The following is a 23,223-nucleotide window of genomic DNA, read 5'->3' on the forward strand; positions in this document are numbered from 1 at the left end:
ACCGGAGGCGACATGCCAGGATGCGCCACATGTCGATTCGCGCGTTGACGTTCGGGGCGGTGGCGCAGGCCTATGAACGGTTCCGGCCCGGATACCCGGACGAGCTGTTCACCCTGGTGACCGACTACGCGGAACGACCGGTCCGCAACGCCCTGGAGATCGGCGCGGGGACCGGAAAGGCGACCCGGCTGTTCGCCGGGCGGGGAGTCGCCGTCACCGCCACCGAACCGGACGCGGCCATGCTCGCCGAGTTGCGCAGACACGTCCCGGTCACCGTCTCGCCGGTGCGGGCGGCGTTCGAGGACGTCCGGACCGGGGAGCGGTTCGACCTGGTCTTCGCCGCCGCCGCCCTGCACTGGACGCGACCGGACGGCCGGTGGCCGCGGGTCGCCGGGTGGCTGCGGCCCGGTGGGGTGTTCGCGTCGTTCGGCGGGCCGATGCAGTTGGCGGATCCGGCGGTGGAGGAGGCGGTCCGCACGGCCCGGGCGCCGTTCCTGGACAGCGACGAGATCCCGTCACCGGACGGCACGCCGGCGGAGGAGCCCATGCAGTGGCCGGGCACCGAGTTGCGGCAGTCGCCGTTCTTCACCGACGTGCGGCAGCACGTGGTCGAACGGCGCCTGACGATGAGCGCCGCCGACTTCACCGGTCACCTCTCGACCGTCTCGGCCTACCTCGAACTACCGCCCGCGACACGGGGGCAGGTGTTCCGCCGCATCGAGCAGGTGCTGCCGGAGACCGTCGAGCTGACCGCCGACATCATCGTCCACCTGGCCCGGCGGGTGGGCCGGGCGGACGGCGACGGACCCCGGAGCCGGGTGCCGGACCACCCGGACCGGTGACTTGCCCGCAGTGACGGGCGGAGGACCGGGGCGCCGATCGTAATTTGATCATCGTGAACGAGGTCCGTGCCATCCCGATGCCGGGGCCCGGGGCCGACCGCGTCGCCGTCCACGGGGCGGGACTGGCCGGGCTGACCTGTGCCCTGCTGGCGGCCCGCGACGGTTTCACGGTGACGCTCGTCGGCACACCGTCCGCGCCCGTGCCCGACCTGGTCCTCAACGAGGCCACGATCGCGGTGCTGACCCGGGTCTGGGACGACCCGGAGGAGCGGCTGCTCGACGGCGGCCACCAGCTCACCGGACGGTCGGTCCGCTGGGGTCGCGACGCCGCCCCGGTGCAGGTCCCGGCATCCGCCGTCGTCGTCGACGGGCAGCGGCTCGTCGACGCCCTGGAACAGCGGCTGCCCACCGCGGTACGGCGTGCCGAGGTGGCGCCGGCCGCGGACTGGACGGTCCGCGCCGCGGTGCGCCCGGCCGGTAATCCACCGGTCGGGCGGCGGGTCCTGCTCGCCGGTCACGCACCGATGCCGTCCACCGCGGTCAGCCGGATGGCCACCACCGGGCGGGGCTGGGTCGGCGTCGTGCCGGTCGGGAACGGGCGCGGACTGGTGCAGGCGATGACACCCGTACCCCCGGATGATCCCGCCGGGTTCCTCGCCGAGGAGATCGAGGCCGCCGGGCTGGGCGGGTTCGTCACCGAACCGCCGCCGCAGGTCACCGTGATGCCGGCGGCGCCGTGGCTGTCCCGCCAGCGGGCAGAGCCGGGACGGCTGCACATCGGTGGCGCGGTGCTGCGTCTCGATCCGGTCAGCGGATCCGGCGCCGGGCACGCGCTGCGCACGGCGATCCTCGCCGCGGCCGTGATCCGGGGGATCCGCGACGGGCACCCCGCCGCGGACCTCCTCGGGCATTACCACCGGCGGCTCGGAGCCGCCTTCCACGACCACCTCACCGGGTGTGCGGTCCACTACCGGGCCGCGTTCGACAGCCCCGAATGGACGGGGGAGCTGCACATCACCGCGACCGCGCTGACCGGGCAGGCGGCCCAGCTGCACACCCGGCGGGCTGGCCCGGTGTTCACCGGGCGCCGGGATGTCGCAGCAATGACATAGCCGCCTTGCCGGCGCCGTTGAGGGCGGCCGTGCGCGGGTCGGCCGCCCGGTGCACCCGGATACCCAGCCGCGCGGACACCGCCTCGACCAGCCCCGGATGCAGAGCCCCGTCGCCGACGAGCAGCAGCCCGTTCTCCGGCGGGTCGACGTCCAGACTGTCGACGTGCGCGGCGATGTGATCGACGATCACGTCCACCGTCACGTCGCTGGTCAGGTCCCGGGTGCCGATGTCGCTGCGGCGGGCCTCGACGACCCGCCCGTAGTCCAGCACGGCGACCTCGGTCAGCTCGGCACCCACATCGGCGACCAGCAGCATCCCGGCCGTCTCACCGGCCCCGATCGCGGCCGCCCGCACACTGTCGATCAGCAGTACCCGGGACGGCTCGAACACCGCCTTCAGCACCCGTCGCGTCGTCTCCTGATCGTCGCCGGACGCCAGCACCGGCCGGCACGCCACCACCACGCCACCGGACGGCACCGGCTGCGCGAACGTGCCGACCAGCTGGGACAGCATGGCCACACACCCGTCGAAGTCGACGACCCGGCCCCGGCGTATCAGCGGGCCGGCACCGTCGCACCGACCGCTGACCACGCCCTGCTGGGCGGTCCACACACCTGCGATGTCACTGCCCAGATCGACAGCGATCGCGGACGCCATTTTCGTCACCCAACCTGCTTCTGCTGGCACGGAACACAGAACCGAGCGTGCGGCAGAATCTCCAGCCGCTCCGCCGGGATGGCCCCCGCGCACCCCTCACACTGCCCGTAGGCGCCCTCGGCGATTCGCCGCAACGCCCCGGTCACCTGTTCAACGCTACGTCGGGTTTCGGCGAGCAGCGCATCCCGGGTGTGTGACTCACCGGGATCGCCGGTGTCGGCGCTCATTTCGGTGAGTTCCTTGAGCCGGGCCGTCTGCCGGTCCAGCTCGTCGGTCAGTGCAGCGTGCACCATCGGGAAGCGGCTGTCGATGTCGATAGTCACGGGATTCCTCCGGAAAACAAAAAAGGCCGAAGCTGATGAGCTTCGCCCTGGGCGGTCGTGGGTGAGAAAACGCCTCCGCCGGTGGGCCGCGACCGTCCGGTGCGGTGACCGGACGGTGGGCAGCACACGCAGCCGTCACCGCGGTGACGGCCGGCGCGCACGACTCCACCGGAAGCATCCAAACACCATAGGCCGCCCTTCGCGGCCTGCCAAACGGTTACCGGACGGGGTCGCGGCCCAGCGCCGCGAGCAGGCGTTCCAGCGGGGTGGCGGCCTCGGTCACCGGCACCGCCGGGCGGAACGGGGCGCCGGGGGAGAGGCGCTGATCGTCGTCGGGCACCGCCAGGGCGATCGGCAGGGTGGCCGCGACCAGCTCCGGCGCGGGATCGAACGGCACACCGCGCGCGACCGCGACGTCCCACCCGTGCACCACGTAGTCGACGAGGTGGAAGCCGACCGCCATCCGCGCCGGGATGGTCCGCGGTGTGATCTCCGGCATGGTGAACAGAGTGTCCTCGGCGGTCGCGAAGGCGGTCAGCACGTCGGCGGCGGCCGTGCGGTATCCGGCGACCGGGTCGTCGGCCGGCACCGGCTGCCACGGCTGCGGGTCGGCGCCGTGCCCGGCGGCGGCCGCGGCGAAGCCACGGTGCTGGGCGGTCATGTGGGCGATCAGGCCGGCGAGGTCCCAGCCGGCGCATGGCGTGGGGCGGGACAGGTCCTCCGCGGTGACCGGGGCGAGCAGATCGATGCTGAGCGTGACGGCTTTGCGGTCGAGGTCGAGCAACTCCGCGAAATCAGTATGCATGCGCCTATCATGTGCACATGCTTATCGTCTGTGCAAGCCGGTATTCTCAACGCCGTGACCAGCTCGCGCCCCGACCTAGCGGCGATGATCGGCCCGCTCGGGCGCACCCTGTTCGCCCTGGAAGCGCCCATCCTCGACGCACACGGCCTGGCCATGTGGGCGTATGCGGTGCTGCTCAACCTCGACGACGAGCCGGTGCGCACACAGACCGCCCTGGCCGAGGCGATCGGCGCCGACAAGACCCGCATCATCAAGATCCTCGACGACCTGACAGCCCGCGGCCTCATCGAACGCCGGCCCGACCCCACCGACCGCCGCGCCCGCCTGCTCTCCCTCACCGCCGAGGGCCGCCGCCTCCGCGACGCCACCCAGGCCGCCATCCAGGCCGCCGAGGAGGAGCTGCTCAGCCGACTGACGCCGGCCGAGCGCGAGACCTTCCTCCAGGCACTGCAGAAACTCCTCTGAGTCGGCCGTCCCGCAGTCCCAGGCAGAAACAAGACCCCTCAGCGGTACGCCCGAACCCGCCCCGCATCCCCGCAAGAGGCCGGCACGCGCGGACGAACCTATTCCGGGTGGATGCGCCGGGCCTCGGCGTGGGCGGCGGCGATGATGCCGTCGGCCTCCCGTCGTGCCTCGGCCCGGTGGTCCTCGGCCTGTTCCTCGGCCAGTCTCAGGATCTGCTCGACCCGGGTGCCCAGACCCGACAGGGCCGGCCGGTCCGGGGCCCCCGCGTCCTCGATCAGATCGCCGCCGCCGCGGGTCAGTGAGCCCGCCACCGCGAGGAGCAGCCCCACCACGACGGCGCCGATCGCGAACGGCATCGACTGACGCCCGGCGGCCGATCCGGCGAGAGCGCCGCCGCCGACGGCGAACAGGAACAGGCCAGAGCCCTTCATGCCGCAACGGTACTCAGCGAGCGAAACGTGTCGACAGCGGCTCACCCGGTGTCCCGGCTGTCTCGTCAGGACCGGGTGCGGGTGAGCAGCCAGCCGGACATGGCCCGGACGCCGTGGCCGATGGCACTCTCGTCCGGCCGGAAGGTGGCGAGATGGGGATAGCTGGTCTCGATGCCGCTGTTCGGCGCCTGGACCCCGAGAAACGTGTAGGTGCCCGGGATCCGGTTCAGGAAGTGCGCGTAGTCCTCCCCGCTGAACGGGATCGCCGCGTGCAGCGGCACCACCCGCTCGGTGCCCAGCGTGCGCCGCAGATGCCGCTCCAGGGCCTCGCCCTCCCGCCGTGGCGCGTGCATCGCCGGGAACGGGTCGGCCGGGAAGTCCACGGTGGCCGGGCCCGCCGCCCGGGCACGGCGCCGGATCTCGGCCCGCACCTGCGTGTAACGGTGCTCCGGCCAGCATCGCGACGACACCCGCACGGTCGCGCCGACGGCCTGGGCCTGCACGAAGACGAACCGGGCCAGCGGTCCACCGGGGGTCTGCAGATCGGCCCGCAACTGCTCCAGGGCGGCGGGATCGGCCGGGCGCTTCACCGTACTCATGGCGTTGATGCTCCCGGCCAGCCGCTGAGCGCGCGCCGGGGCATCGGCGCCGGTGAGGACGATCTGGCCCTTGTCCTGGCCGGGCAGGCCGATGCCGGCGATCGTCGCGAACCGGCCGACCGGGAACGGGCCGCAGTGCAGCGCGTGGATCTCGCTCGGCCGGGTGGCCGTGAGGACACCGTCGGCGATCATCGCGGCGGCGCCGGTCAGGCTCTCCTCGGCCGGCTGGAACAGCAGCACCACCCGGCCGGACAGCCGCTCCCGCAGCCGGGCGAGCACCTCGGCGATCCCCACCCCGATCGTGGTGTGGATGTCGTGACCACACAGGTGTGACGGGCCGGTCGCGCCGCCGGCCCCGTCGTCCGGGCCGACCGCGTCCATGTCCGCCCGGTACGCCACCGTCCGGCCCGGACGGGCCCCGGTCAGGACCCCGACGACACCGTGCCCGCCGACGCCGGTCGTGACGTCGAGCCCCGCCGCACGCAGGCGCGCCGCCACCACCCCGGCGGTCCGCCGCTCCTGACCGGACAGCTCCGGATGGGCGTGCAGGTCGCGTCGCAGCGCGATGAGTGAGCCGTCCAGCCGGGCGGCCTCCCGCTCCACGGCCAGGGCTCCCCGGTCGGTCGCCGAGGCCGCCTCGGTCGACGTGAGCCACATCCCCGCGGTCGCCGCGACCGTTCCACCGAGAATGGCGCGCCGGCTGATCGTTTTACCTTCTGAGCTTCGCACTGTTCCTCCCCCGCCTTGTTCGACGTGGTTCAGCCTCTCGCGATCCGCACCCCGGCACGATGGGACAGACTCCCGGCCGATGGTGGTGCCAGCACCACCAAAGCCGACGGCAGGATCTGCAATGTTCGTGTCGTTGCCGCCACGAGAGGGGACGGCCACGATGAGGACATGCAGCGGCGGATCGTCCACGTGGTGTTCGACGGGTTCCAACTGCTCGACCTGGCCGGGCCCGCCGACGTGTTCGCCGCGGCCACCCTGCTGGCCCGGACCGGCGGCTACCGGATCGAGGTCGTCGCGGACCGGGGCGGGCCGGTCACGGCCAACACCGGGATCCGCGTCGACACCACGGCGCTGGCCGACGTCGACGGCGAGATCGACACGTTGCTCGTCGCCGGCGGTCTGTCCGTTCCGGAGCATCTGCGTCACCGGGAACTGACCGGGCACCTCAGCCGGCTCTCGGGGCTTGCACGGCGTACCGCATCGGTCTGCAGTGGGGCCCTGCTCCTCGCCGAGGCCGGACTGCTCGCCGGGCGCCGGGCCACGACGCACTGGCTCGCCGCGGGCGAGCTCGCCCGGCGCTACCCGGACGTCACCGTCGACGCCGACCGGATCTACCAGCGCGACGGGCCGGTGTGGACGTCGGCGGGCGTGACCGCCGGCATCGACCTCGCGCTGGCGCTGGTCGCCGACGACCACGGCACCCGCCTGGCGCACGACGTGGCCCGTGGGCTGGTCGTCTACCTGCACCGGCCGGGCGGGCAGAGCCAGTTCAGCCCGGCGATGCGGGCGCCGGCCTCGCCGGACGAGGCGATGCGGGAACTGCAGACGTTCATCGACGGCAACCCGGGCGCCGACCTGAGCGTGCCCGCCCTGGCCCGCCGGACCGGCCTCAGCGAGCGGCACTTCGCCCGGGTCTTCACCGAACGGGTCGGCACCTCACCGGGCCGCTACGTGGAACGCAGTCGCGCCGACGCCGCCCGCCGTCTGCTGGAGACCACCGACCACCCCCTCGACCGGATCGCCCGGGAGACCGGCATCGGCGCCCCGGAAACGCTGTTCCGGGTGTTCCGCCGCCTCTGGCGGGTTGCGCCCGGCGAATACCGGCGCCGGTTCACCACCACATCGTCCTGACAGGAGCTTTTCCATGCACGTCGCGATCCCGCTCTATCCCCGGTTCACCGCGCTCGACGCGGTCGGCCCGTACACCGTCTTCGCCTTCGTCCCGGGCTGGCGGGTCACCTTCGTCGCCGCCGCACCGGGGCCGGTCACCGACGACGTCGGCAGCCTCACCCTGCACGCCGAAGCCGGCTACGCGGACCTGGCCCGGCCCGACATCGTGATGGTCCCGGGCGGCGCCGGAACCCTGGAGGCCCTCGGCGACCGGGCGCTGGTCGACTGGATCACCGAGGCGAGCCGGCACACCCGGTGGACGACGTCGGTGTGCAGCGGCTCGTTCCTGCTCGGTGCGGCCGGCCTGCTCGCCGGGCGCCGCGCCACCACCCACTGGGGCTGGCTCGACCGGCTCACCACGGTCGGCGCCGTCCCGGTCAGCGAACGCATCGTCCACGACGGCGACATCGTCACCGCCGCCGGCGTGTCCGCGGGCATCGACATGGCGCTGTTCCTGGTCGGCCGCGCCGTCGACGACCGGACCGCACAGGCCGTCCAGCTGGCCATGGAGTACGACCCGCAGCCTCCGTACCGGTGCGGCTCCCCGGCGACCGCCCCGGACGGGCTCACCGCGACCGCGCTGAGTCTGATCAGCTGACCTCGCGACGGTCCCGGTGGACCACCGCGACCGTGCACGCCGCATGCCGCAGCACGTGCTGACTGATCGAACCGAGCAGCAGCCCGGCGACCGGCCCGTGCCCGCGGCTGCCGACCACCAGCAGCTGTGCGGCGGCGCTCGCCCGCGCCAGGGCCGCCGCCGGATGTTCCAGAGTGTCCTCGACATACACGGTCAGGCCGCGGAACCGCTCGCGGACGGCGACGAGCGGATCGTCCGGCGTCTCCCGCTCGGGGGCGGCCCGGATCACCCGCAACGGCACCTGCCGGGCCGCGGCCTGCCCGGCGGCGAACCGGAGCACCGGCGCCGTCAGCGCGGAGCCGTCGGCGCCGGCGACCACCGCGGCGTCCTGCTGCGGCATCCCGCGGACCACCACGACCGGGCAGCGGGCGTGCGCGCTGACGGCCGAGATCACCGAACCGAGCAGCCCGGCGACGACGCTGTGGCCGTGGCCGCCGAGCACGATCATGCCGGCGTCCCGGGAACGGTCGATCAGGGCCGCGGCGGCGTGCCCGCGTACCGCCCGGGTGGTCACCGCGACCGCCGGGTGCGTCTTGCGGACCGTCGCGACCGCATGCTCCAAGGTCTCCTCGATGACGTCGGAGACCGTCCGGTCCGGGCGCAGCAGGGGCAGCGGAACCATCGGCGGCGCCGTCGCCGGCCACTCGTCGGCGTGCAGCACCTCGACCGGCGCGCCGGTCCGGACCGCCTCGTCGCGCGCCCACAACAGCGCCGCCTGCGAGTACGCCGACCCGTCATATCCGACCACGATGGTGCCCATGGCTACGAACCCCCTCCTCACCCACGGCAATCCCAGCCAGCATCGGACAAATCCGGCTGTCCCGGCAGGGCCGAAAGACCCGTCCGCCGGGGTTTCCCCCGATGCCGCAGCGGAGAGGCTATGGGCTAGCGGCGGGTGTACCGGTGCTTGACGCCCCGGGGGAAGAACTCCGGATCGTCGGCGGGCCGCAACTCGACCCGTGGAGTCCGGTTCCCGGTGGGCACGTAGTGGGCGAACTCGCTGTTCAGCCGTAGCAGCTCGGCCCGGATCGACTCGGCGGCCATCCGCTCGCGCTCCGGTGTGCCCTCGGCGCCGGGGGCCAGCTCCACCACCACCGACAGATGCCGGTCACGGTCGTCGTCCTCGATCGTGCTCAGCACGAAACGGCCGGTGGACCAGGCGCTGATGTCGGGGCGTTCCAGGCCGACGGTGACGTTCTCCGGGTACACGTTCGCGCCGAAGTACGACACGGTGAACAGCGAACGGCCGAACACGTACACGAACGGCAGGTCCGGGCCGTCACCCGGATCGAAGCCGTGCTCCCGGCACACCGCGATCAGATCCGCCTTCGGCAGCACGCCACCGTCGTCGGCGATGTGGTAGCGGACCAGGGGAACCGTGCCGTCGGCGGTGAACACCAGCGTCCCGTCCGGTGCCGTCTCGAACAGCCGGGCCGCCGGGTCGTACTGCACCAGCGTCGGCAGGCGGGACTCACCGAACAGTTCCGCGGCCACCTCGGGCCGCCGGGACAGGAAACGCCTCACCCGTACGCTCAACGGGGTCTCGTTGCCCAGCACCCCCGCATCGGCCGTGCCGTAGAGCGACGCCACGCCCGTCTCCGGATCGTCGATCCCGGCCCGCGCGGCGACCAGGTCCCGCCACTGCTCGCTGAACACCTCACCGGCCAGCACCAGTTTGATCCGCAACGACGCCCAGTCCACGCCGCGGGCCACCCCGGCGTCGATCACGTTCTTCACGAACGGCGGATAACCCAGCAGCACCGTCTGCTCGAAATGCCCGCCCAGCTCGCCGACGACCCGCAGGATCTCCTCGATGTCGTTCCCGGGCGCGGCCACGGTCACCGGGAGCTGCCGGCACGCCGCCACCGTGTACATCCCGCCGACCCAGTTGCCGAGCGCGAAACACACCACGGCGAGGGTGCTGCGCTCACCGGCGCGGAACCCGTCCCGGAACACCTGCGCGAACCGGGCCGTCACCGGAACCTCGTCGGCGACGGTCCGCGGCCACACCGTCGGGCGGCCCGACGACCCCGACGACACCGCCACCGTCGCCGCGGCGTCCAGCCGCCCGTCCCGGCACCGTTGCGGCAGGTCGAACCGCTGGTGATAGTCCTGCTTGGTCATCAGCGGGATCTGGGCCGGATCGGTCACCGACGCCGGGTCGACGCCCCGCTCGCGCAGGAACAGGGCGTACGCGGGCACGGTCTCGGCGGCGTCGCGGAACAACTCCAGCACCTGCATGGCACTCAGATTAGACGGGCCTGCGAGGGCCGGACCCCGGTCTGGCAGCATGATCGGGTGCCCGAGTCACCCGCCCTCGCCCAAGTCCGCCGGCACGCCGGGACCCTCGCCGACGCCGGCGACCTGGACGGTGCCCAGGCACTGCTCGAACGCGCCATCGAGATCGGCCGTGCCCAGCTGGCCCAGGGCGACACCGAGCTGCTGTCCACGATGCGGCAGCTCGCCGAACTCCACATGCGTGCCGACGACCCGATGTCGGCCCGGCGGGTCCTCGAGGAGGCGATCGAGGTCGGCCACCGCCTCGACGAGTCGGATCCGCTGGCGGTGCTGCTCGCCTACGACCTGGCGGTGGTCGCCGAGGAACTCGCGAACCGGCACGTGGCCCGCTCGCACTACGCGAAGGTCGCCGCGTTCGGCCCGGCCGCCCTCGGCGAGGATCACCCGGCGGTGACCCGGGCCCGCACCTACCTGGGCCCCGACCAGCCCGCCCCGGCTGCTCCGGCCTTCGAGGCACCTCCGGCCTTCGAGGCGCCGGTCCCGGTCACGACTTCACCGGCGCCGGCGCCGGTTCCGGATCCTGCGCCGCAGACGCCGCCGCCGATCCTGGTCCGAGAGTCGACCGTGGAGCCGCCGTCCGGGCCGGTTGCGTTCCCGTCCTCCGCTGCGGCCACGGTGCGCACGTCTCGCAGGTCCTGGGTGTTCGCCGCGGTCGCCGCCGGTGTCGCCGCGATCGCCGTGGCCGCGATCCTGATGCGTCCCGGCGACGAGAGCGAACCCGCCGCCGCGGTCGCCGGTGCCGTCCAGGCCGCACCGGCGACGGTCACCCTGCACGACGCCGGCGGCTCGGTGATGGTGCTGTGGAAGCCTCCGAACGACAGCGTCGCCCGGTACACGATCACCGGTGGCCCGGCCGGTGCCGCGCCGCAACCGCTCGGCGAGACCGGCGGCGACACCAGCGCCTACCAGGTCCAGGGCCTCGATCCGGCCCGCGACTACTGCTTCGCGGTGATCGCCGGATACGACGGCGACGGGTCCGCCACCTCACCGCAGGCGTGCACGTCACGCACCGCGCCGCCCTCCGCGCCGACCCCCTCCGAGGCCCCCTCGCGTACGGCCGGAGCCGCCCCCGCCACCAGCAGACCCACGAAGGCGGCGCCGGCCACGACGACAGCCGCCGCCACCACGAGGACCAGGATCGCCGCCCCGGCCGACAACAGCACCGTCGCCTGGCCGTTCGACGCCAGGTTCACCGTGTCCGCGTCCGACGCCACCGCCTCGAAAACGGTCCTCGCCCTGTCGATCTGCGTGGCCGGCCGCTGCTACCTCGACGGCAAGGTCGACCTGTACGACGGTGCCGCCGCCCCGTACACGGTCTACCTGGGGTCCACGAAGCCGGAGGGATCCGGGGTGGCGTGGAGCCTGCGCCTGGACCGCCTGACCACGTCGGCCTACCGGACCCTGATCGCCGAACGCGACGCCTCCATCGCCGCCGGAACGTGGGGCGACACCAGTACCCGGATGAACGCCCTGAACCGCACGCCGGTCAGCACCCTGACCGTGACGAAGGGAAGCTGACCGGCCCTGTCCCGACGGGCGTCCACGTGGTGACATGGAGTCCGGAGACATCGGCGGACGTTGCCGGTGTCCCGGCCTTCATCGGAGGTGACGTGACCATGGCCGCCGTACTGTTGCTGTTCGCCGTGATCCTGCTGATGAAAGTGGTGGGCCTGATCGTCCTGTCCCTGGCCGACCGCCCACCAACCCCGCTGCCGTACCTCGACCCGTGCCTCGCCCCGCTCCTGGACCTGCCGGTGACCGCGCCGGCCGACCCCGAACGGGCCCTGCTGGCCGACCTGCGGTCCGGCCGGATCAGCCGCCACGACTACCGGACCGCGATGGCCGCCCTGGCCGCGAGCGAGGCCCGGGCCCACCCGTTGCAGACCCCGGCCGGACCGGACTCCTGACCCGGCCGGGGACGGCCGTTGGTCCTCCACGGGCGGGTCCTCGGGTCCTGCCGGACGGGGCGGTGCGCGCCTAGCGTCGGTACCGGAGGGATCGAAGATGAGGATCTGGCATGTCAGTGATGTGATGACCGCGGACGTCGTCACGGTCGGCCCGGCGACGCCCTACCGGGAGGTGGTCGCCCTGCTGGCGGCCTACCGGATCAACGCGGTGCCGGTCGTCGACGCCGATCGGCGCGTCCTGGGGGTGGTGTCCGAGTCGGACCTGCTCCGCAAGATCGAATATGCGGGGACGGATCGTCCGCAGTGGTTCGAGCTCCGTGGCCGGGCGGCCCGCCGCAAGGCCGGGGCGCTGACCGCCGGCGAGCTGATGACCGCACCCGCCGAGGTGGTACTCGCGACCACCGGCATCCGTACGGCCGCCCGCCGGATGGACGAGGCGCACGTCAAACAGCTTCCGGTGGAGGACCTGCTGGGCCGGCTGGCCGGCATCGTGAGCCGCAGCGACCTGCTGAAGGAGCACCTGCGCCACGACGACGACATCCTCGCCGACGTGCGGGCCGCGGTCGGGGAGGCCACCCTCACCGAACGTACCGGCAGTGTCGGTGCGGTCGTCGACCACGGCCAGGTGACGCTCTCCGGCCGGGTCGAGCGCTGGTCCACCGCGGTCCTCGCCGAACGCCTGACCCGGATGGTCGCCGGTGTGGTCTTCGTGGACTCCCGGATCGCCTTCGACGTCGACGACCACGACCTGGCCGACCCGGTCCCCGCCTACTTCGTGGCCTGACCGGGACCCCCGACCCTCACCCCAGGCGGGTGAGGGTCTGGTTGCGGGCGTGCCGGAAGATCGTCGACGTACGGAAACCGACCACCTCACGCCGGCGGCTGAGCGTGTTGACCAGGAACAGGTGCAGGTCCTCGATGCTGCCGACGCCCACGTGCAGCACGAAGTCGTCGCCGCCGGCCAGCACGTAGACGGCCATCACCTCGGGCATCGCCAGGGCCTCCCGCTCGAACGTGTCGATCACGTCGGCACTGAGCGGCCGGACCTGCGCGGACACCAGCGCCTGCACCCGCCGGCCCAGCGCGGACAGGCTCACCTCGGCCCGGAAACCGGTGATGACACCACGCTGCTCCAGCCGCCTGATCCGCTCGGAACACGTGGACGGCGCGGCGCCGACGATCTGCGCCAGATCACGCAACGGGATGCGCGCGTCCCGCTGGAGTTCGTCCACGATTTGCTCATCGAGCCGATCCATGTTCGCAGTTTCCGCCATGGATCGAACATACCTCGGCAACGTTTGACCCGCGTGATGGCTCCGTCCAGGATTCGGCTCATGGATCGAACGCAACTGGGTCATGAGGAAGTCCGGGCCGTCCGCGGCGTGCGTACCGGGGTGACGGTCATCGTGGCGGTGCACTCCACCGCGCGGGGTCCGGCCATCGGCGGCGTACGGATCAAGCCCTACCCGTCCTGGCGCGACGGGCTCGACGACGTGCTGCGCCTGTCCGAGGCGATGACCATGAAATGCGCACTCGCCGACCTGGCCCACGGCGGCGGGAAGACGGTCGCGGTGCTGCCACCGGACGGAGTGGATCCCCGGCGGCGCACCGACCTGATCACCGACATCGCCGAGGCGATCGACGGTTTCGACGGGCGCTACCGCTGCGGCCCGGACATCGGCTCCACGCCCGACGACATGTCACTGATCCACCGGCTGGCCCGCGGCAACGCGTTCTGCCGGCCCGAGGCCGAGGGCGGCAGTGGCAACTCCTCCGCGGCCACCGCACGCGGGGTGATCGCCGCGCTGCGCGCCGGGCTGCGCCACCGCCACGGCGACGACCGGGTCAGCGGCCGGCGGATCGGCGTGATCGGGTACGGGCACGTCGGCCGCCTGGTGGCCGGCGAACTGATCCGCTCCGGGGCGACGGTCCTGATCACCGACGTCGACTCCCGCCTCGCCGGGCAGGCCGAGGCGGGCGGGGCCCGGTGGACCACCGCGGACCTGCTGACCGAGGAACTGGACGTGCTGGTCCCCGCCGCGACCGGCGGCCTGCTCACCGACCGGGCCGCGCGGACGTGCCGGGCCGGACTGATCGTCGGCCCCGCCAACAACCAGCTCGCCGACGACCGCGCCGGCGTCGTGCTGCACGAACGCGGCATCACCTGGGTCCCCGACGTGCTCGCCTCGATCGGCGGCATCGTGCACGCCGTGTCCCGCGAGGAGACCGGCCTGGACGACACCGCCACCGCGGCCCGCGTCGACCGGATCGGCGAGAAGACCACCGCCCTGCTCGCCCACGCGGCCGAACACCGGATCACACCACTGGCCGCGGCCCGGCGGATGGCGGCCGCATGACACCGATCGGGCGGATGGCTGCCGCATGACGAAGGCCCGGCAGATCGTGGCCGCATGACGGCGGCCCGGCCGCGAGAGCCGGCGATCAGACCTACTCCGGCTCCCAGGCCACCAACTGCTCGAGGACGACACGGTTGCCGTCGATCTTGAGCGAATCCAGCGGGATCCGGCCGTAGAAGTTCAGGACCAGCTCCTCGGCCGTGGCCTCGACCGTCACGTCGGCCGGTGCCGGCACATGGTCGACCCGGGCGCCGTCAGCGGACAGGTACAGCGTCCAGGACGGCCCCTCGGCGGCGCGGAAACGGATGACGGCCGGGTCGTGCGGCCACCGGCTGGCGGTCGCGACGCAGGTGGTCAGGAACTCGTCGACACCGTCCAGCGCCACCTCGGCCGACAGCGGCTCAGCGGCACCCGCGGTGAGCTGGGCGTCGTACGTGTGGACCGCGAGCTGCTGCACCTGGTGCCGGGCGACGGCCCCGCTGGTCTGCGGCGACTGGGAGGTGGGCCACCACGTCCAGCAGCCGGCGTCGGGCCCGGCCGCCCGCAGCGCGGCCGTCAGCCGCTGGGTGGCCTCGGCCAGCCAGGCCAGCAGCTCCGCACGGTCGCGCGGAGCGTCGGAGGTGTTCCACTCCGACCGGTCCGGGGGCGCGTCGGCCGGCCCGGCGGCCACGGTGGCGGCCCAGCGGTGACGGCCCTCGCCGATGTGGTGCGCCAGATCGGCGAGCGTCCAGTCCGGACAGGTCGGCACCGTCGCGTCGAGACTGGGCGCCGCGGCGATCGCGGCCCGGAAGGCGGCCGATCGTTCGTCGAGCAGGCGCAGGAGGTCGGAGAAGTCCAGGTTCGTTGACACCCGGGATGTCTACCACCCGGTCCAGAGATCGGACAGCGAATTACCCGTCGGGTCGCGCACCGAGTCCTCCGTGTTCTGGTCCCGACCAGACCGACCTAGCCACGGACGATCACCTGACCCAGCTCCTGGGTGCACCTGGTCAGCGCCACGTAGAGACCGTTCCACCCGCGCGGACCGGTGGCGATCCCGTCCGGGTCCACAACCAGCGTCGCGTCCCACTCCAGACCCTTGGCCTGGGTCGCGGTCAGCACCGGCACGTCCGTCACGACGGCCCGGAGTGCCGCGATCCGGTCCTCGGGCGCGATCACGCCGACCGTCCACCGCCGCTTCAGATCCGCGACGGCCCGTTCCACGGTGCCCGGCAACTCCGCGGCGGTGACCGTGACCTGCCACGGGTCGATGCCCGACGAGCGTACGGCCGTCGGCGGTTCGTTGTGGCTGCCCGCCCGCGCCAGAACCGGCCCGGTGAGGGCCATCACCTCGCGCGGGGTGCGGTAGCAGACGGTCAGCCGGGCCGCGGTCCACCGCTCGCCGAGGACCGCACCGACCGCCTGCGCCCAGGTGGTGTGCCGGTGCGGTGCCTCCGCCTGGTCGATGTCGCCGACCGCGGTGATCGACCGGCTCGGGCAGCGCCGCAGCACCATCCGCCACTGCATCTCGGACAGTTCCTGCGCCTCGTCGACGACGACGTGCCCGTACACCCACTCCCGGGTGCGTCGCGCCCGGTCGGCGGTGAATTCACCCTGCGGCACCGGTGTCCCGGTCTCACCCAGCAGTTCTGCCACCGCGTCCAGCAGTGCGACGTCACTCGGCGCCCACGCCCGCGGCTCGGCGGCTACGGCGGCGATCTCGTCCGCGGACAGCTCCGGCGCGAACCGGGCCAGGCGCTGCGCGTCGCCCAGCAGATCCCGCAGCACCGCCTCCGGGTCGAGGGTGGGCCACCACGACTCCAGGAACCGGGCGATCGTCGGATCGGCGGCGATGTGGTCCCGCAGTTCCTCGATCTCCTCCTCGGACATCAGCCCGTCGACGTCACTGCCGGTGTGGTGCGGGTCGACGGTGCTGGGACCGAACCGGGCCAGGATGTCCTCGTACCCCTCCTCCATCTGCTCCAGCATCGTTGCGCGCTGCTCGGCGACGGCCTCGGCCAGCAGGTGATGGACCTGTCCGGCGGCGATCGCGCGGGCCTGGTGGTACGGCCGTCCCGGCACCGGGTCCACCTCGACCGGATGGAAGTCGCCCGCCCACCGCAGTTTCAGCTGCCGTGCCTGCGGCACCAGTGACGTCACGTACCGTTCCAGGACCGCCTGCCACAGCGCCCGCCCCTTGATCTCGGCCGTCCGCCGGCTCTCCGCCCGGCCCACCGACACACCCGGCACCAGCGTGTCGCAGGTCGCCGACACCACCGCCGTCTCCCCGAGAGCCGGCAGCACCTGCCCGATGTAGTCCAGGAACCGCGCCGACGGCCCGACCACCAGCACCGCCCGCTCCGCCATCCGCTGATGCGTGAACAGCAGATACGCCACCCGGTGCAACGCCACCACGGTCTTGCCGGTGCCCGGTCCACCCTGCACGATCAGCGGCCCGGACGCCTCGGCCCGCACGATGTCGTCCTGCTCCCGCTGCAACGTCGCGACCGCCGCCGACATCCGGCCGGTCCGCCGCGCGCCGAGCGCCGCCAGCAGGGCACCCTCGCCGACGAGTTCCGCCTCCACCGACCCGTCCAGCGGTTCGTCGTCGACCCCGACGACCTTTCCCGCGGCGGTACGGATGTGCCGGCGCCGTGCCTGCCCCTGAGGTTCGACGGCGGTCGCCGTGTAGAACGGCCGGGCGGCCGGGGCCCGCCAGTCGATCAGGAGCGGCTCGTCGGCATCGTCCCCCGGAGCTGCGGCACCACCGTCGCCGGCCCGCAGCCCGACCCGCCCGATGTGCCGTACCGTCCCGTCGACCGCGTCGAGCCGCCCGAACACCAGCCCGTCACCGGCCCGCCGCAACTCCTCGAACCGTTGCCGCAGCATCCGCTGCCGGGCCGGGCCCAGCCCGTCGTCGCCGGCGTCCGCGATCTCGTCGCCGAGCCGGGCGGCCAGCCGGTCACGCCGCGCCAGAGCGACCTCGAGAAATCGTTGTTCCTCGGTGATGGCTTCCCCGTTCTCCATGGCGGCCAAGGTAGAACCCCGAAACGGGAGAACGCCTATGGAGGAGAGAGGTCTCTCAGTTTCTTGCCATGCCGATCAGCCTGCTATCTGGCTATTGTTTTCGCTGCTCAACGCGTTGTGCCGGGTGACGAGGCCGGGTAATTCCTCCAGCGAGCCGATCCGGAACAGGCATCGCCCGGCCTCCTCCGGCATGTCCAGGACGTGACCCCACGGGCCGCGCCGGATCAGGCACGTCCGCATGCCGGCGAGCCGCGCCGGGCGCGCGTCGTTGTCGGGGCGGTCACCGACGTACAGGATCGACGCCGGATCGTGGCCGCTCTCGGCGACGGCCCGCTCGAAGAACCCGGGTGCCGGCTTCTCCACACCCCAGCCCTCGGACGTGCCGATCAGGTCCACCGCGAGGTCCATCGCGCTCAGCAGCGGCCCGGCGTGCGCGGGCTGGTTGCCGGCCAGCCCCACGAACAGGCCCTGCGCCTTCAGGGCGGCCAGGCAGGCCCGCGCGTCCGGGTAGAGGTCCTGTTCGCCGAACGTCTCCGGCTGTCCCGCCGCAGCCCGCAGCGCCCGTTCGGCCGCCAGGTCGAAGTCCGGCCGGAACACCCGGAACACCTCCGTATAGGGCTGTCCGCGCGCGATCACCGCCCCGAAGACCGCCGAGAACGTGTGCCGGGGAATGCCGAGCCGATCCGCCCAGGCCGCGAACTCGTGGGTCTCGTCGAGAATCGTCCCGCCGACGTCGAAGAGGACCGCCCGGATCACGTCTCCGACGCACCGATGAGGGCGGCGACACGGGCCGCGTCGCCCCAGGAGAGGGTGAAGCCGGCCCCGCCGTGGCCGTAACAGGCGTACACCGGCCGATCGTGCCCGGCGACCGCCTCCAGCCGCACTCCGGCCCGGCCCGGGCGCAACCCGGCCGCCCGCGACAGCACCGGTTGCCCCGCCAGCTGCGGAACCAGCTCGGTGACGCGCCGCAGGATGGCCGCCTCCACGTCCGGGTCGACCTGCTCGTCCCAGGAGCCGACGTCCCCGGTTCCGCCGCAGACCACGTCGTCGCGGCGCGGCACCACGTAGGTGAGCCCGCCCGGATTGTCGTCGTCGGTGATCCAGTCGGTCAGCCCCGGATTGGCCAGCCGCACCACCTGCCCCCGGATCGGGAAGCTGACGTCGTCGTCGCCGAGCAGCGCCGCCGAGCGCAACCCCGCCGCCACCACCAGCACGTCCGCGTCGTCCTGGCGCAGCACGTCGCCGACCGATGCGAACTCGGCGGCCCGGATCCGCACGCCCAGACCGGTCACCGTCTCCCGCAGCCAGCCCAGATAGGTGCTGGTCTCGACCAGCGGCACCGTGCACCGGATCCCGGACGCACCCGCCGGCAGCCCGTCCGGCCCGGCCGGCTCGGTGTGCGGCACCGCCCGTGTCCACGACGTGTCCACCTCGGCCCGCCGCGACAGGACCGTCCCCCGGCGCAGATGCACACCGGTCCGCGGGTCGCCGGCCAGCTCCGCCAGCCGCCGGTAGGTGACCGCCGCCGAATCCAGCACCGCCGGCGAATGATCCACGTCGTGCGGGAACCAGATGGCCGCCGCCACCCCGGAGACACTGTCCGGGGCCTCCCGCGCCGCCACGATCCGTACCTCGTGCCCGGACCGGGCCAGCTCATGGGCCACGCTCAACCCGACGACCCCGGCACCCACCACCGTCACTCTGCTCACGGGATCACACGATAGGCCCCGTGGCCGGTGGGATGGTCCACCGCAGCGTGGCCCGTCCGCCGACGTTCTCCAGGGTCACCGGGTACACCTGCCCGAACGCGCGTCCCGCGGAGAACCGCTGCAACTCACTCGGTGCCCAGCCGACACAGAGGACCGGACAGCCGGCCACCTCGATCACCCCGGCGCCGAGCGGATCCAGCCGGCCGGCCCGCGAACCGAGATGGTGATGGCTGTGCGGCTCCACGTACGCCATCTGAACGAAGTGCCCCCGGGTGAGCGCCCACTCGTTGATCGCCGCCGCCCGTTCGTGCGCCACCGTCACCGGCAGATCCAGCCAGCCGTGCAGATTCCGGTTCCGTAGCCCCGGCAGCGGCTGCGCGCCGTACCGCGCCCAGGCCTCCTCCGCGCCCCGCCCACCGATCCGCACATCGGCCAGCCCGTCGACACTGCGGGCCGCGGGCAGGAAACCCACCCAGGAGTCGAGCGCCACCGCATCCCCGATGATCATCCCGCACGGGTCCACCGGCAGGTCGCCCAGGACCACCGGCGCCGCCCCGCCCGACACCGCCGGCCAGGGCAGATCCAGGTCGACGTCGATTCCCGCGATGGTGTCGACCGGCTCGTACGCGCCGGGCCGGGTCCGTGCGGTCACCGTCAGCTTCCCGGGACCGGCCGGCGCCACCACCGCCTCGGCCAGCCAGTCCCGCAGGTGGGCGCCACCGGTCGCGGCCGCCCGCATCGCCCGCGACGACAGTGGCTCGCCCAGCGCCCGCCACTGATCCAGGAACCCGCCACAGGCCAGTACGACGGCCCGCGACGGGACCAGCAGGTGAGCCAGGGTCGCCGTCATCGTCGTCGATCATCACACCTCAGCGTGCCCGGTGGAGGACATGCGCACGAACGTGTACCCCGGGAACCCTCACCTATGATCGGCGACATGGCGCTGCGGCTCGCTATGGTCAACGGCAAAGCGCGGGACACCGCGGCACTCGGCCGGTTCTGGGCGCAGGCCCTGGACTGGACCGTCTTCAGCGACAGACCCGGCGCGACCGCCGTCGGCCCGGCCGGTTTCACCTGGCCCGATCCGGACGCCCTGTGCCTCGACTTCATCGCCGTCCCGGACCCCTCGACCGTGCACGGCCGGCTGCATCTCGACCTCGCCACCGGCTCGGCGGCCCACCAGGCGGAGCTGGTCGCCAGGCTGCGGGACCTCGGCGCGACCCCCGCCGACGTCGGTCAGGGCGACGTGGCGTGGACGGTCCTGGCCGACCCGGAGGGCAACGTGTTCTGCGTGCTCGAGCCCCGCGACGTCTACCGGGACACCGGCCCGATCGCCGCGCTCGTCGTCGACTGCGCCGACCCGCCGGCCATGGCCCGCTTCTGGGGCGGCGCCCTGGACTGGACCGTCCACGAGTCGACCGGCGACTTCGCGCGGCTGCGCTCGCCCGGCGGCACCGGCCCCTTCCTCGAATTCCTTCGCACCAGCGGTACGCGGGCCTGGTGGAACCGTCTGCATGCGGACCTGCTGCCGTACCCCCGGGAAGCTCAGAAGGCGGAGGTGGGCCGCCTGCACAGCCTGGGCGCCACCGACGCCGACGTGGGCCAGGGCGACGTGGCGTGGCGCGTCCTGGCCGACCCGGAGGGCAACGAGTTCTGCGTCCTCGCCCACTGAGAAGAAGCCGGCCTCAGGTGCGAGACCGGCTTCGACCAGGACAAGGCCCGGTACGCGCTGACGCGTACCGAATGGCTTCAGGACACCGTGCCGGTGATGGTGTCCCAGGAGTAACCCAGAAGAGCGAACGCGGCCGCCAACAGCCCCAGGCTGATCCGGCCCGTGTTGATCGGCAGCGCCGCCACGACGAGCAGAATCACGGCGATGATATAGAGAAGTCCCGGAATGGTCATGTCCGCTCCTAGCAATGGGGGTCGAGAGCGGCGACGCAGTACCCCCACGGCGAGGCCCGCTAAACACAGGCTCCGGTCCATGACCTCCTCCGCCGCCGCCCGCACGGCCCGGCCCGGACCGAGGCGGGTAGTGACTGGCGCGGGATGGCAGCACTCGGGATGATCGGCCATCATGCATGGCGTGGAGTCCTACCTTCTGCCCGGCGAGCGTGTCCTCTGGGAGGGCGCTCCGATGCGGCACCGGCTGTTCCGCAGGACCGATGTGCTGCTCCTCCCGTTCAGCGTCGTGTGGTGCGGGTTCGCGATCGTCTGGCTGGTGCGGGCTCTGCGCAGCGACGGCGCGGGGCTCTTCCCGCTGTTCGGGGTCCCGTTCGTGATCGTCGGGGTCTACCTGGTCGCGGGGCGGTTCCTGGTGCGGGCCCTCGCCTCCCGGCGCACCGTCTACACGGTCACCGACGGCCGCGTCGTCGTCCGGGGCGGGCCGACCGGCGCCCGGCTGACCACGGCTTACCTCAGGGATCTGCCGCCTCCGGTGATCGCCGAGCGGCCGGACGGGTCCGGAAGTCTCGCCTTCGGCGGTTTCCCCGGGATCGGGGACGTCTTCACCGGCGGGGCGAAACGCGGTTGGCGTGGCTGGTCCGACGAGCCGTCCGACACCCCGATCCTGTGGGAGGTGCCGGACGTCCGCCGCGTCCGCGACTGCGTCGCCCAGGCCCAGCGGGCCGGCTGAGTACCTGTCTCGCCCGGAGCCGAGTGAGTTGCGGGTCTTGATCGCAGAGAGTCCGACACCTCCATCGCTCCTGATCGGTCCGACATGACCACCAGGACGACCATCGACAGGCGCTGACACGGTTCCGCGTGCCTCAGCGTGCCGGAGCGTCAGTCACCCACCCGCCGGAGAACGCTCCGTCACAGTCAGTCGAATCGCCGGTGCGCCGTCAGGTCGGTGCGGCGCGTCCGGCCATGGTGGTCGGTGAGTGAGGTACGGTCGGCCGTCCCCACCCCGCGCGGGCGTGGCGGTCGTCGGGCTCGCCGCCCGTACGGGAGGGGTGCTGTGATGAGGGACCGGTCAGAGTCTTCGGGTTTGGGCGCCGACGGTGTCGGGGTAGGCGAGGAGCCGGCCGGGCGGTCGGGCCGTCGCCGCCGGCTGGCCCGGTTGGCGGCCGCGGGGCTGGTGGCGGCCGGCCTCGTCGCGGCGTGCTCGCCGCTGCAACCGTCGGCTCCCAGTGAGTCGGCCCACCCGACGGGTCCGCGGGCCGACTCGGCGGGCCCGTCCACCGCCGCGTTGTCCACGGTGGATTCACCGGTGGCCAATCCGGCGCCGCTGCCGGACCGGCCGCTGGCCCGCGCGGCGTTCCTCTACGCACGGTGCAACCCCATAGACGTCGACAACGAGAAGTGCCGGCTCCGGCTCGTGCTCACCGACGGCTCCCAGTATTCGCTGCCCAAAGACGTGATGCAGGTGGGGCCGGGTCCGATCTCTCCGGACGGTGCCTTCCTGCTGCTGTACGACGAGTCCGCCGGGTTGGTCCTGCGCGATCTGCCCAGCGGAACGTCGCGCACGGTGTCCCCACCCGACCGCCTCGTGCTGGGAGGTCCGGTGTTCTGGTCACCCGGCGCGCGCTGGGCGGCGGTGTCGGCGGGCGGCCTCCCCGGGGAGAAGGCCGTCGCCGCCGTCGTCGACATCGCCGGCGCGAGCGTGCGCCGGGTGGAAGATTCAACCGCCTCCCTCGGCTCCCAGCTTGTCGCGGTCTCCGCCCACGGCGACCCGATCTGGGCCGAACCCGCGAACACCAGCACGACCACGGTGCACTGGGTCGTGGGCGGCCGGCAGCCCCGCGTCGTCGACGCCGACCTGCGCTCCCAGCTGCGGCCCGGCGAGATCGTCAACCAGACTGGATGGCCGGGCGAGTTGATGCTCGGCGACGGGATCACCGCCGTGGTGCCCATCATCCGGGCCGGCGGCGATCCACGAGAGGTCTCGTGGGCCAACGGCCACGCCATCCTGCTGGTCGACCTGGCCACCGGCGTTGCCCGGCACCGCCTGGATCTGCCCGGCAACCCCGCCCGCTCACGCCTCCACGGCAGTGGATGCGGACTCGGCCCCAACACCCTCATCGAGTCCGAGGGAGGCGACCCGACGAGCGGGCAGCAGCCGGCCGATCCCACCGATCGCACCACCATGGTCGCGCTCGACTCCCGGACCGCCGCCCGCGGCAGCGGCTACCTCTTTCCCCCGGAAGGGTTCCCTCTGCTCATCTGCTGACCAG

At 72.9% G+C, this 23,223-nt stretch carries 25 protein-coding genes and 1 pseudogene; 12 read left to right on the plus strand and 14 right to left on the minus strand.

Annotated elements, in window-relative coordinates; all coding sequences use genetic code 11:
- Positions 1–29 precede the first annotated feature (29 nt).
- Positions 30–842 (plus strand): class I SAM-dependent methyltransferase, encoded by an 813-nt coding sequence (locus BC793_RS24480; RefSeq protein ID WP_109596108.1) that lies wholly within the window; start codon positions 30–32, stop codon positions 840–842.
- A 53-nt stretch (positions 843–895) separates the two neighbouring features.
- Positions 896–1,954 (plus strand): FAD-dependent monooxygenase family protein, encoded by a 1,059-nt coding sequence (locus tag BC793_RS24485; protein ID WP_146246422.1) that lies wholly within the window; start codon positions 896–898, stop codon positions 1,952–1,954.
- On the opposite strand, the gene BC793_RS24490 is transcribed toward BC793_RS24485, so the two are convergent.
- The 3 genes from BC793_RS24490 to BC793_RS24500 form a co-directional block, all read right to left on the minus strand.
- Positions 1,920–2,612 carry a rod shape-determining protein gene (locus tag BC793_RS24490; RefSeq protein WP_109596112.1) on the minus strand — a complete coding sequence of 231 codons (693 nt, stop codon included), beginning with the start codon at positions 2,610–2,612 and terminating at the stop codon, positions 1,920–1,922. The genes BC793_RS24485 and BC793_RS24490 overlap by 35 nt on opposite strands.
- Positions 2,613–2,617: 5 nt before the next feature.
- The gene (locus BC793_RS24495) at positions 2,618–2,935 is read right to left on the minus strand and encodes a TraR/DksA family transcriptional regulator (protein WP_239170335.1); all 318 of its coding nucleotides are present in this window, start codon (positions 2,933–2,935) and stop codon (positions 2,618–2,620) included.
- A 217-nt stretch (positions 2,936–3,152) separates the two neighbouring features.
- Positions 3,153–3,740 carry a TIGR03086 family metal-binding protein gene (locus tag BC793_RS24500; RefSeq protein ID WP_109596114.1) on the minus strand — a complete coding sequence of 196 codons (588 nt, stop codon included), beginning with the start codon at positions 3,738–3,740 and terminating at the stop codon, positions 3,153–3,155.
- 54 nt (positions 3,741–3,794) lie between these two features.
- On the opposite strand from BC793_RS24500, the gene BC793_RS24505 reads away from it, so the two are divergent.
- Positions 3,795–4,205 (plus strand): MarR family winged helix-turn-helix transcriptional regulator, encoded by a 411-nt coding sequence (locus BC793_RS24505; RefSeq protein WP_239170334.1) that lies wholly within the window; start codon positions 3,795–3,797, stop codon positions 4,203–4,205.
- A gap of 110 nt (positions 4,206–4,315) precedes the next feature.
- Here the strand turns inward: BC793_RS24505 and BC793_RS50285 are convergent.
- A pseudogene (locus BC793_RS50285) lies at positions 4,316–4,459 on the minus strand (cell division protein DivIVA); the annotation flags it as partial.
- 242 nt (positions 4,460–4,701) lie between these two features.
- Positions 4,702–5,964 (minus strand): M20 metallopeptidase family protein, encoded by a 1,263-nt coding sequence (locus BC793_RS24515; RefSeq protein WP_239170333.1) that lies wholly within the window; start codon positions 5,962–5,964, stop codon positions 4,702–4,704.
- Positions 5,965–6,132: 168 nt separating this feature from the next.
- Between BC793_RS24515 and BC793_RS24520 the strand changes: the two genes are divergently transcribed.
- On the plus strand, positions 6,133–7,095 hold the full coding sequence (locus BC793_RS24520) for a GlxA family transcriptional regulator (protein ID WP_109596122.1): 963 nt from the start codon (positions 6,133–6,135) through the stop codon (positions 7,093–7,095).
- 13 nt (positions 7,096–7,108) lie between these two features.
- Complete coding sequence (locus BC793_RS24525) at positions 7,109–7,732, plus strand: DJ-1/PfpI family protein (protein WP_109596124.1); 624 nt, start codon at positions 7,109–7,111, stop codon at positions 7,730–7,732.
- Here the strand turns inward: BC793_RS24525 and BC793_RS24530 are convergent.
- Together BC793_RS24530 and BC793_RS24535 are read right to left on the minus strand one after the other, a co-directional pair.
- Entirely contained in the window at positions 7,725–8,531 is an 807-nt protein-coding gene (locus BC793_RS24530) for a universal stress protein (protein ID WP_109596126.1), read from the minus strand. The genes BC793_RS24525 and BC793_RS24530 overlap by 8 nt on opposite strands.
- A gap of 125 nt (positions 8,532–8,656) precedes the next feature.
- Positions 8,657–10,012, minus strand: a complete 1,356-nt coding sequence (locus BC793_RS24535; protein WP_109596128.1) for a phenylacetate--CoA ligase family protein — start codon at positions 10,010–10,012, stop codon at positions 8,657–8,659.
- A 57-nt stretch (positions 10,013–10,069) separates the two neighbouring features.
- On the opposite strand from BC793_RS24535, the gene BC793_RS24540 reads away from it, so the two are divergent.
- The 3 genes from BC793_RS24540 (at position 10,070) to BC793_RS24550 (ending at position 12,760) form a co-directional block, all read left to right on the plus strand.
- Positions 10,070–11,587: a fibronectin type III domain-containing protein gene (locus BC793_RS24540; RefSeq protein WP_109596130.1), complete on the plus strand. Its 1,518-nt coding sequence runs from the start codon at positions 10,070–10,072 to the stop codon at positions 11,585–11,587.
- A gap of 98 nt (positions 11,588–11,685) precedes the next feature.
- Complete coding sequence (locus tag BC793_RS24545; RefSeq protein WP_146246424.1) at positions 11,686–11,976, plus strand: hypothetical protein; 291 nt, start codon at positions 11,686–11,688, stop codon at positions 11,974–11,976.
- Positions 11,977–12,073: 97 nt separating this feature from the next.
- A complete protein-coding gene (locus BC793_RS24550) occupies positions 12,074–12,760 on the plus strand; it encodes a CBS domain-containing protein (RefSeq protein ID WP_109596133.1) in 687 nt (228 codons plus the stop codon).
- A gap of 16 nt (positions 12,761–12,776) precedes the next feature.
- On the opposite strand, the gene BC793_RS24555 is transcribed toward BC793_RS24550, so the two are convergent.
- Entirely contained in the window at positions 12,777–13,232 is a 456-nt protein-coding gene (locus tag BC793_RS24555; protein ID WP_109596136.1) for an Lrp/AsnC family transcriptional regulator, read from the minus strand.
- A 78-nt stretch (positions 13,233–13,310) separates the two neighbouring features.
- On the opposite strand from BC793_RS24555, the gene BC793_RS24560 reads away from it, so the two are divergent.
- Positions 13,311–14,333 carry a Glu/Leu/Phe/Val dehydrogenase dimerization domain-containing protein gene (locus BC793_RS24560; protein ID WP_158319345.1) on the plus strand — a complete coding sequence of 341 codons (1,023 nt, stop codon included), beginning with the start codon at positions 13,311–13,313 and terminating at the stop codon, positions 14,331–14,333.
- Between the two features lie 91 nt (positions 14,334–14,424).
- On the opposite strand, the gene BC793_RS24565 is transcribed toward BC793_RS24560, so the two are convergent.
- From BC793_RS24565 to BC793_RS50690, 5 genes are all read right to left on the minus strand, one after another.
- Entirely contained in the window at positions 14,425–15,183 is a 759-nt protein-coding gene (locus tag BC793_RS24565) for a maleylpyruvate isomerase family mycothiol-dependent enzyme (protein ID WP_109596140.1), read from the minus strand.
- Between the two features lie 95 nt (positions 15,184–15,278).
- The gene (locus BC793_RS24570) at positions 15,279–17,339 is read right to left on the minus strand and encodes a HelD family protein (RefSeq protein WP_109596142.1); all 2,061 of its coding nucleotides are present in this window, start codon (positions 17,337–17,339) and stop codon (positions 15,279–15,281) included.
- A 75-nt stretch (positions 17,340–17,414) separates the two neighbouring features.
- Positions 17,415–18,095 (minus strand): HAD family hydrolase, encoded by a 681-nt coding sequence (locus BC793_RS24575; protein ID WP_109596143.1) that lies wholly within the window; start codon positions 18,093–18,095, stop codon positions 17,415–17,417.
- Positions 18,092–19,048 carry an FAD-dependent oxidoreductase gene (locus BC793_RS24580; RefSeq protein ID WP_109596145.1) on the minus strand — a complete coding sequence of 319 codons (957 nt, stop codon included), beginning with the start codon at positions 19,046–19,048 and terminating at the stop codon, positions 18,092–18,094. The genes BC793_RS24575 and BC793_RS24580 overlap by 4 nt, the downstream gene beginning before the upstream one ends.
- Before the next feature lie 4 nt (positions 19,049–19,052).
- Positions 19,053–19,898, minus strand: a complete 846-nt coding sequence (locus BC793_RS50690; RefSeq protein WP_203896377.1) for a hypothetical protein — start codon at positions 19,896–19,898, stop codon at positions 19,053–19,055.
- 87 nt (positions 19,899–19,985) lie between these two features.
- Here BC793_RS50690 and BC793_RS24590 point away from each other — a divergent pair, with 87 nt between their 5' ends.
- On the plus strand, positions 19,986–20,720 hold the full coding sequence (locus tag BC793_RS24590) for a VOC family protein (RefSeq protein WP_109596429.1): 735 nt from the start codon (positions 19,986–19,988) through the stop codon (positions 20,718–20,720).
- A gap of 77 nt (positions 20,721–20,797) precedes the next feature.
- Here the strand turns inward: BC793_RS24590 and BC793_RS50290 are convergent, their stop codons facing one another.
- The gene (locus BC793_RS50290) at positions 20,798–20,953 is read right to left on the minus strand and encodes a hypothetical protein (RefSeq protein ID WP_170167269.1); all 156 of its coding nucleotides are present in this window, start codon (positions 20,951–20,953) and stop codon (positions 20,798–20,800) included.
- A 181-nt stretch (positions 20,954–21,134) separates the two neighbouring features.
- Between BC793_RS50290 and BC793_RS24595 the strand changes: the two genes are divergently transcribed.
- Positions 21,135–21,683 carry a hypothetical protein gene (locus tag BC793_RS24595; protein WP_109596147.1) on the plus strand — a complete coding sequence of 183 codons (549 nt, stop codon included), beginning with the start codon at positions 21,135–21,137 and terminating at the stop codon, positions 21,681–21,683.
- A 327-nt stretch (positions 21,684–22,010) separates the two neighbouring features.
- On the plus strand, positions 22,011–23,219 hold the full coding sequence (locus BC793_RS24600) for a hypothetical protein (protein ID WP_146246425.1): 1,209 nt from the start codon (positions 22,011–22,013) through the stop codon (positions 23,217–23,219).
- Positions 23,220–23,223: the final 4 nt, after the last annotated feature.

The sequence above is a fragment of the Actinoplanes xinjiangensis genome (assembly GCF_003148685.1).
Taxonomy (GTDB): Bacteria; Actinomycetota; Actinomycetes; order Mycobacteriales; family Micromonosporaceae; genus Actinoplanes; species Actinoplanes xinjiangensis.

What these genes read in the sequence shown, in the direction of transcription:
- BC793_RS50690 (WP_203896377.1), bottom strand. Translation starts at nt 19,898, where the DNA reads ATGACGGCGACCCTGGCTCACCTGCTGGTCCCGTCGCGGGCCGTCGTA.
- BC793_RS24560 (WP_158319345.1), top strand. Translation starts at nt 13,311, where the DNA reads ATGGATCGAACGCAACTGGGTCATGAGGAAGTCCGGGCCGTCCGCGGC.
- BC793_RS24500 (WP_109596114.1), bottom strand. Translation starts at nt 3,740, where the DNA reads ATGCATACTGATTTCGCGGAGTTGCTCGACCTCGACCGCAAAGCCGTC.
- BC793_RS24535 (WP_109596128.1), bottom strand. Translation starts at nt 10,012, where the DNA reads ATGCAGGTGCTGGAGTTGTTCCGCGACGCCGCCGAGACCGTGCCCGCG.
- BC793_RS24480 (WP_109596108.1), top strand. Translation starts at nt 30, where the DNA reads ATGTCGATTCGCGCGTTGACGTTCGGGGCGGTGGCGCAGGCCTATGAA.
- BC793_RS24600 (WP_146246425.1), top strand. Translation starts at nt 22,011, where the DNA reads ATGAGGGACCGGTCAGAGTCTTCGGGTTTGGGCGCCGACGGTGTCGGG.
- BC793_RS24570 (WP_109596142.1), bottom strand. Translation starts at nt 17,339, where the DNA reads ATGGAGAACGGGGAAGCCATCACCGAGGAACAACGATTTCTCGAGGTC.
- BC793_RS24545 (WP_146246424.1), top strand. Translation starts at nt 11,686, where the DNA reads ATGGCCGCCGTACTGTTGCTGTTCGCCGTGATCCTGCTGATGAAAGTG.
- BC793_RS24520 (WP_109596122.1), top strand. Translation starts at nt 6,133, where the DNA reads ATGCAGCGGCGGATCGTCCACGTGGTGTTCGACGGGTTCCAACTGCTC.
- BC793_RS24525 (WP_109596124.1), top strand. Translation starts at nt 7,109, where the DNA reads ATGCACGTCGCGATCCCGCTCTATCCCCGGTTCACCGCGCTCGACGCG.
- BC793_RS50290 (WP_170167269.1), bottom strand. Translation starts at nt 20,953, where the DNA reads ATGACCATTCCGGGACTTCTCTATATCATCGCCGTGATTCTGCTCGTC.
- BC793_RS24530 (WP_109596126.1), bottom strand. Translation starts at nt 8,531, where the DNA reads ATGGGCACCATCGTGGTCGGATATGACGGGTCGGCGTACTCGCAGGCG.
- BC793_RS24590 (WP_109596429.1), top strand. Translation starts at nt 19,986, where the DNA reads ATGGCGCTGCGGCTCGCTATGGTCAACGGCAAAGCGCGGGACACCGCG.
- BC793_RS24550 (WP_109596133.1), top strand. Translation starts at nt 12,074, where the DNA reads ATGAGGATCTGGCATGTCAGTGATGTGATGACCGCGGACGTCGTCACG.
- BC793_RS24490 (WP_109596112.1), bottom strand. Translation starts at nt 2,612, where the DNA reads ATGGCGTCCGCGATCGCTGTCGATCTGGGCAGTGACATCGCAGGTGTG.
- BC793_RS24555 (WP_109596136.1), bottom strand. Translation starts at nt 13,232, where the DNA reads ATGGATCGGCTCGATGAGCAAATCGTGGACGAACTCCAGCGGGACGCG.